The sequence below is a fragment of the Kitasatospora sp. NPDC056800 genome, from assembly GCF_042789775.1.
Lineage (GTDB): Bacteria > Actinomycetota > Actinomycetes > Streptomycetales > Streptomycetaceae > Kitasatospora.
Genome location: NZ_JBHUAL010000317.1, coordinates 1 through 6,775, shown reverse-complemented (window position 1 = coordinate 6,775; position 6,775 = coordinate 1). Strand labels below are relative to the sequence as shown.

General features: G+C 73.5%; 6 protein-coding genes. 3 read left to right on the top strand and 3 right to left on the bottom strand.

The annotated features are described in order from the left end of the window. Nucleotides 1-95: 95 nt before the first annotated feature. Nucleotides 96-1,361 (top strand): beta-ketoacyl-ACP synthase II, encoded by a 1,266-nt coding sequence (gene fabF / locus ACFRQN_RS39145; RefSeq protein WP_049656688.1) that lies wholly within the window; start codon nt 96-98, stop codon nt 1,359-1,361. Nucleotides 1,362-1,472: 111 nt separating this feature from the next. Here fabF and ACFRQN_RS39140 read toward each other — a convergent pair whose 3' ends face one another. Together ACFRQN_RS39140 and ACFRQN_RS39135 are read right to left on the bottom strand one after the other, a co-directional pair. Next, nucleotides 1,473-1,967 carry a DUF3145 domain-containing protein gene (locus ACFRQN_RS39140; protein ID WP_049656686.1) on the bottom strand — a complete coding sequence of 165 codons (495 nt, stop codon included), beginning with the start codon at nt 1,965-1,967 and terminating at the stop codon, nt 1,473-1,475. Between the two features lie 363 nt (nt 1,968-2,330). Further along, nucleotides 2,331-3,359 (bottom strand): NADP-dependent oxidoreductase, encoded by a 1,029-nt coding sequence (locus ACFRQN_RS39135; protein ID WP_049656683.1) that lies wholly within the window; start codon nt 3,357-3,359, stop codon nt 2,331-2,333. A gap of 124 nt (nt 3,360-3,483) precedes the next feature. Here ACFRQN_RS39135 and ACFRQN_RS39130 point away from each other — a divergent pair, with 124 nt between their 5' ends. Further along, a complete protein-coding gene (locus ACFRQN_RS39130) occupies nt 3,484-3,948 on the top strand; it encodes a MarR family winged helix-turn-helix transcriptional regulator (protein ID WP_074000762.1) in 465 nt (154 codons plus the stop codon). Between the two features lie 126 nt (nt 3,949-4,074). Next, nucleotides 4,075-5,667, top strand: a complete 1,593-nt coding sequence (locus ACFRQN_RS39125; RefSeq protein WP_380745396.1) for an LCP family protein — start codon at nt 4,075-4,077, stop codon at nt 5,665-5,667. 156 nt (nt 5,668-5,823) lie between these two features. Here ACFRQN_RS39125 and ACFRQN_RS39120 read toward each other — a convergent pair whose 3' ends face one another. After that, a complete protein-coding gene (locus ACFRQN_RS39120; RefSeq protein ID WP_074000760.1) occupies nt 5,824-6,735 on the bottom strand; it encodes a 1-aminocyclopropane-1-carboxylate deaminase/D-cysteine desulfhydrase in 912 nt (303 codons plus the stop codon). Nucleotides 6,736-6,775 lie beyond the last annotated feature (40 nt).

The window sequence follows — 6,775 nt, the reverse complement described above, 5'->3', positions numbered from 1 at the left end:
GCCCACCGGCCGGGACGCCCCCTCACCGGGGCGCCCGGCCGGGCCCATCCTCGGCACGCCGCCGACCCCTGCACACGTGAGAGAAGAAGAAACCAGTGACCGCTGAAAACCGCACCGTGGTCGTCACGGGTATCGGCGCCTTCACGCCGCTGGGCGCCGACGCCGCCAGCACCTGGGAGAACCTGGTCGCCGGCAAGTCCGGCGTGGTCGCCCTGACCGAGGAGTGGGCCGAGGACCTGCCCGTCAAGATCGCCGCACGCACCGCCGTCGAGCCCGGCACCATCCTGCCCCGCCCGCTGGCCCGCAAGCTGGACCGCTCGGCCCAGTTCGCGCTGATCGCCGCCCGCGAGGCCTGGGCCGACGCGGGCTTCGAGACCCCCGCCACCGACGAGTCCTCCAAGCTCGCCCCCGAGCGCCTGGGCACCGTCATCGCCTCCGGCATCGGCGGCGTGACCACCCTCCTCGACCAGTACGACGTGCTGAAGGAGAAGGGCGCCCGCAAGGTCTCCCCGCACACCGTCCCGATGCTGATGCCCAACTCCCCGGCGGCCAACGTCGGTCTGGAGGTCGGCGCCCGCGCGGGTGTGCACACCCCCGTCTCCGCCTGCGCCTCCGGCGCCGAGGCGATCGGCTACGCGATCGAGATGATCCGCACCGGCCGCGCCGACGTCGTGGTGGCCGGCGGCACCGAGGCCGCGATCCACCCGCTGCCGATCGCCGCGTTCGCCAACATGATGGCGATGTCCAAGAACAACGACCAGCCCCAGCGCGCCTCCCGCCCGTACGACAAGGGCCGCGACGGCTTCGTGCTGGGCGAGGGCGCCGGCGTGGTCGTGCTGGAGTCGATCGAGCACGCCGAGGCGCGCGGCGCCCGGATCTACTGCGAGGCCGTGGGCCAGGGCCTGTCCTCGGACGCCCACCACATCGCCCAGCCCGAGCCGACCGGCGCCGGCGTGGCCCGCGCGCTGGCCGACCTGTTCGAGCGAAACGAGCTGGACAAGGCCGAGATCGTGCACGTCAACGCGCACGCCACCTCGACCCCGCAGGGCGACACCGCCGAGCTGAAGGCGCTGCGCAAGGAGCTGGGCGACGACCTCGACCACATCGCCGTCTCGGCCACCAAGTCGATGACCGGCCACCTGCTGGGCGGCGCCGGCGGCATCGAGACCGTCGCCACCGTGCTGGCCCTGTACCACCGGATCGCCCCGCCGACCATCAACGTGGACGAGCTGGACGACGACGTGGAGGCCGACATCGTCCGCGACGAGGCCCGCAAGCTGCCCGAGGGCCGGATCGCCGCGCTGAACAACTCGTTCGGCTTCGGCGGCCACAACGTGGTGCTGGCCTTCCGCACCCACTGACGCCCGTGACGAAGGGGCCGGCGCTCGCCGTGAGCGCCGGCCCCTTCGTCGTACCCGTCTTCGCCGTACCGTTCTGTCCGTCCGCTGTCCGCCCGGCCCGCCGGGGCGGCCTCAGACCACCTGGTGCAGCCAGCGCACCGGCGCGCCCTCGCCCGCGTACCGGAACGGCTCCAGCTCGTCGTCCCAGGGCTTGCCGAGCAGCCGGGCGATCTCGGCCTCCAGGTCGGCGCCCTCGCTGCGGGCGCGCAGCAGGACGGCGCGCAACCGGTCCTCGGGGATCAGGATGTCGCCGTGGATGCCCGTGACGGCGTGGAAGATGCCGAGCGAGGGCGTGCTGCTGTACCGCTCCCCCTCCGCCGTGGCGCAGGGCTCGCTGGTCACCTCGTACCGCATCAGCTGCCAGCCGCGCAGCGCGGAGGCGAGTTTCGAAGCCGTACCGGGCTCCCCCTGCCAGGAGAGCTCGGCACGCCAGTGCCCGGGCGCGGCCGGCTGGCGGATCCAGTCCAGGCTCACCCGCACACCGAGCACCCCCGCGACGGCCCACTCGACGTGCGGGCACAGCGCGCGGGGCGCGGAGTGGACGTACAGGACTCCACGTGTCGTCACCGGGACCTCCAGGCTGTGGACGAGGGTCGCCTTCCCCAGCTGCCTCGTGCCTGCAGTTGATCCGCAGTTACTCACGTTAGCCGACATTAAGCTACTAAATTGAGCAAAACGGACAGGCTTTCGCTCAATGCTAGTCGAATCCTCAACGAGGTCTACCCCTCGGCCGGATCTCTCCCCCGAACGGCCCCATCGTCGGCGGGACCACCGTACCGCGAGGCGCCACAGGATGGATGACGCACTTTCGGATCCGGACGGAATGCGGTAGTGCGGCCGCGGCGCCCGCGCCCGACCGCGGGCCGCACATGACGGACCGCCCCGCCGCCCGGTGGGGGCGGCGGGGCGGTCGGGCCTCCTGACGGATCGTCAGCCGTCCAGGCGGACGACCATCTTGCCGGTGTTGACGCCGCTCAGCAGACCGAGGAAGGCGTCCACCGTGCCGTCGATGCCCTCGCTCACCGTCTCGCGGTACTTCAGCTCACCGGAGCGCACCCACGCCGAGACCTCCTCGACGAACTTCGGCTGGAGGTCGTAGTGGTCGCCGACGAGCAGCCCCTCCATGCGGAAGCGCTTGGCGATGATCTGCGCCAGGTTGCGCGGGGCCGGAGTGGGCTCGGTGGCGTTGTACTGCGAGATCATGCCGCAGACCACGATGCGCCCGTGCAGGTTGATCGAGTCGATCGCCGCTTCGAGGTGCTCGCCGCCCACGTTGTCGAAGTACACGTCGATGCCGTCGGGGGCCGCCGCCCGGAGCTGGTCGGCCACCGGACCGTTCTTGTAGTTGAACGCGGCGTCGAACCCGTACTCCTCCACCAGGAGTTCGACCTTCTCGTCCGAGCCGGCGGAGCCGATCACCCGCGACGCGCCCTTCAGCCTGGCGAGCTGGCCGACGATGCCGCCCACGGCGCCGGCCGCGCCGGACACGAACACCACGTCGCCGGCCTTGATCCCGGCGACCCGCGTCAGCCCCGCGTACGCGGTCAGCCCCGGCATGCCCAGCACGCCCAGGTAGGTGGAGAGCGGCGCGGCGTCCGGGTCCACCTTGACGGCCGTCCTGGGGTCGAACGTCGCGTACTCGCGCCAGCCGAAGAAGTGCAGGACGTAGTCGCCCTCGGCGAAGCCCTCCGCCCGCGAGGCGACGACCCGGCCGACCGCGCCGCCCAGCATCGGCTTGTCCAGCTCGTACGGCTCCGCGTAGGACTTGCGGTCCGACATCCGGCCCCGCATGTACGGGTCCACCGAGAGGTAGACGTTGCGGACCAGGACCTCGCCCGGGCCGGGGGTCCGGACCGGGGCCTCGACCAGGGCGAAGTCGGTCGGCACCGGCCAGCCCTGGGGGCGGGCGGCGAGGTGCCATTCACGGGCGGTCGCGGGGGTGGCGGCCTGCTCTGCCATCGGGGGCTCCTTGAGGGTTCGGGTGCGGGTTCAGGCGCTGTTCACAACATGAAAGGTTGATGAACTGAAGTAACGATGGGCATGAAAGGTTCACCCTGTCAACTTTTCAGGTAGACTTTTGACCATGGAGACCCAGCCCGTCGAGGACGCCACGCCGCAGCCCGACGAGATCACCCGCGAGGTCGTCGACCTGATGGCCAACCTGGTCGCGCTGTTCCACCGCGAGTACGAGGAGGCCGCCGCCGCCCGCTCGCTCACCGGCGCCCAGGCCAAGGTGCTCGCCCTGCTGCGGCGCGGACCGATGCCGATGCGCCAGATCGCCCAGACGCTCAGCTGCGAGCCCTCCAACATCACCGGCATCGTCGACCGGCTCGAATCCCGCGGCTTCGTCACCCGCGAGGCCGACCGGCACGACCGCCGGGTCAAGCTGGTCGCCGCCACCGGCACCGGCTCGGCCGCCTCCGAGGAGCTCCGCGAGTCGCTCAACTTCGCCCGCGAGCCGCTGGCCGCACTCGGCCCGGACGAGCGGACGGCCCTGCGCGACCTGCTCCGGAGGATGCTCGCGGGCGCCTCCGGCCCGGGCGCGTGACCAGCATCACAGGTCCCGGGGGCTGTCCGTTGGCCCCGGGGGGGTAACCGAACCGCCTCCCGGAACGTCTAACGTTCGAACATCGAACATCGAACGCGAGATACCTGAAGACGGGGGGCACTGAGGATGAGCAGCAGTGCGCGTCGGCGCCGCTACCTGCGGACCGCCATCGGCCTGGCCGCCGCACTGGTGCTGTCGGTCGCGGGTGCCGGAGCCTGGTTCTACCACCGGCTGGACAACAACATCACCACCTTCGACCCGGGCGGCGTCGCCACCGAGCGCCCGCCGGCCGCCGTGCCGGCCAGCCCCGGCGCCCAGGTGCCGGTCAACGTGCTGCTGCTCGGCTCGGACACCCGCGACGGGGGCAACGACTCGCTGGGCGGCGGCGACGAGGGCGTCGGCCACTCGGACACCGCGATCCTGGTGCACATCTACGCCGACCACAAGCACGCCGTCGGCGTCTCGATCCCCCGCGACACCCTGGTCACCATCCCGTCCTGCAAGCTGCCGAACGGCAGCTGGACGACGCCGAAGAACGACCAGATGTTCAACTCCGCCTTCACCGTCGGCCTGGCGGAGAGCGGCAACCCGGCCTGCACCCAGAACACCGTCGAGAAGCTGACCGGGCTGCGGATCGACCACACCGTCGTGGTCGACTTCAAGGGCGCGGCCGCGATGTCCGACGCCGTGGGCGGCGTGGAGGCCTGCGTGCCCAACGACGTCAACCAGTTCGGCATACACCTCAAGAAGGGCCTCCAGAAGCTCTCCGGGCAGTCCGCGGTGGACTACCTGAGAGCGCGCCACGGCATCGGCGACAACTCCGACATCGGCCGGATGAAGCGCCAGCAGGCCTTCCTCTCGTCGATGATCAAGAAGGTGCAGGGCCAGGGCTTCTCGCTGCCCACCCTGCTGCCGCTGGCCGACGCGGCCACCAAGTCGCTCACCGTGGACGAGGGTCTCGGCACCGCGATGAAGCTGGTGGACTTCGCCCGCTCGATCCAGGACATCAAGCTCTCGGACGTCTCCTTCGTCACCGCCCCCTGGCGCTTCGCCGGCGAGCGGGTGCGACTGGTCCAGCCGGACGCCGACGCGCTCTGGAAGCTGCTGCGCGAGGACCGCACCCTGGACGGGCAGAGCACCTCCGGGACGGGCCAGGTGACCTCCTCCCCCGGCGCCGACCCGGGGGCCCCGGCCGCCCCGGCCACGCCGCTCACCCCGGAGCAGGCCGCGGCGCCGATCACCGTGGTCAACGGGGTCGGCACGCCCGGCCTGGCCGGCTCCGGCGCCGAGACGCTCAAGGCGCGCGGCTTCCGGAGCATCACCCTCGGCCCCAACTCCCCCGGACAGCAGGCCACCCAGGTCTCCTACGACCCCGCGCTGAAGGCCGTCGCCGACCAGGTCGTGGCGCTCTTCCCCGGTGCCAAGGCGGTCGAGGAGCCCGGCTCGGGGGCGATCACCGTCGCCCTCGGCGCCGACTACCGCGGGGCGGGCACCCGGCTCGACGCGGTGGCCGCCCCGAGCCCGGAGCCCGGTGCCGGGACCGCTCCCGGGGCTGCCGCCGGGGCCCCTGCCGCCGCGGCCCCTGCCGGGGCGGGCGCCGCCCCGGGCGCCACCGCGGGCAGCACCCCCGGCGCCCTCCCGGGCGGCGTCCCCACCGGCATAGCGGAGAACACCCGCACCGCCGACACCGACCCGTGCGCGAACCTGACCTTCGGCTGACCGCGCCCGGCCTCCGGCCCGCCTGAGGGCCGGGCCGCCCGTCGAACTCCCGCCCGTCCTCCCCGCGTTCGCCCGGAAAGGGCGGGCGGCCCGGCGTCCGGGCGGGCACCTCGCGCGGCTGAACCGTGGGCGCCTCGCCCCGACGGCCGGCGGCCGCTACTCCGGATCCGGCAGCCCGGTGACGACGGCGGTGAGGCGGGTGCCGTGCGGGAAGGCGCCCGCCGCCGCCAGGTCCGCCAGCGCGGCGAGCAGCTTGGCGACGTAGCGGCGCTCCAGCGGGATGCCGTGGCGGCGCTCGAACCGCTCGGCGAAGCCGGCCAGCTCGGCCGGGACCTTCCCGTAGCCGCCGCCGTGGTGCCCGTGGTCGATCCGCCAGTTGTCGAACCCGCGCCCGTAGGCGGCCCGGTGCAGCCGGGCGACCTCCTCCTCCAGGTAGCCCTCGCCGCCGCGCAGCACCGCCACCCCGAGCGCCCGGGCGCCCGCCGGCAGGCCGGCCGCGATGCCGGCCAGGGTGCCGCCGGTGCCGACCGGGCAGCAGACCACGTCCCGCTCGCCGAGGTCGGGCAGTTCGGCCGGGATCGCGGCCGCGCCGACGGCGGCCAGGGCGTTGGAGCCGCCCTCCGGGAGCACCAGGCAGGGGCCCCAGCGGCGGAGCGGGTCCGCCGCGCCGTCCTCCCCCTCGGCCCGGCCGGTGGCCTCCCGGTACGCGGCCCGGGTCAGGAACTCCAGCCGCATCCCGGCCGCCTCGGCGGCCCGCAGCGACCAGTTGCGCGGCCGGTCGGCCAGTTCCTCGCCGCGGACCAGCCCGACGCTCTCCAGTCCGAGCGCGCCGGCGGCGGCCGCGACGGCCCGCAGGTGGGTCGAGTAGGCGCCGCCGAAGGTCAGCAGCCGGGTGTGGCCCCGCTCCACGGCGGCGGCCAGGTTGGGCGCCAGCTTGCGCCACTTGTTGCCGGGGACGGTCGGGTGCAGCAGGTCGTCCCGCTTCAGCCGCAGCTCCACCCCGGCCCGGGCGAAGGCCTCGTCGGTGCAGTCCACCAGCGGGGTCGGCAGCAGGGCGGCTTCGAGCATCCGGCCAGCATAAGGCGGACGCGCGGAGCCCGGCCCGCCG

Coding starts and splice junctions, on each gene's coding strand:
- ACFRQN_RS39135 (WP_049656683.1), bottom strand. CDS start 3,359: ATGGCAGAGCAGGCCGCCACCCCCGCGACCGCCCGTGAATGGCACCTC.
- ACFRQN_RS39130 (WP_074000762.1), top strand. CDS start 3,484: ATGGAGACCCAGCCCGTCGAGGACGCCACGCCGCAGCCCGACGAGATC.
- ACFRQN_RS39120 (WP_074000760.1), bottom strand. CDS start 6,735: ATGCTCGAAGCCGCCCTGCTGCCGACCCCGCTGGTGGACTGCACCGAC.
- ACFRQN_RS39125 (WP_380745396.1), top strand. CDS start 4,075: ATGAGCAGCAGTGCGCGTCGGCGCCGCTACCTGCGGACCGCCATCGGC.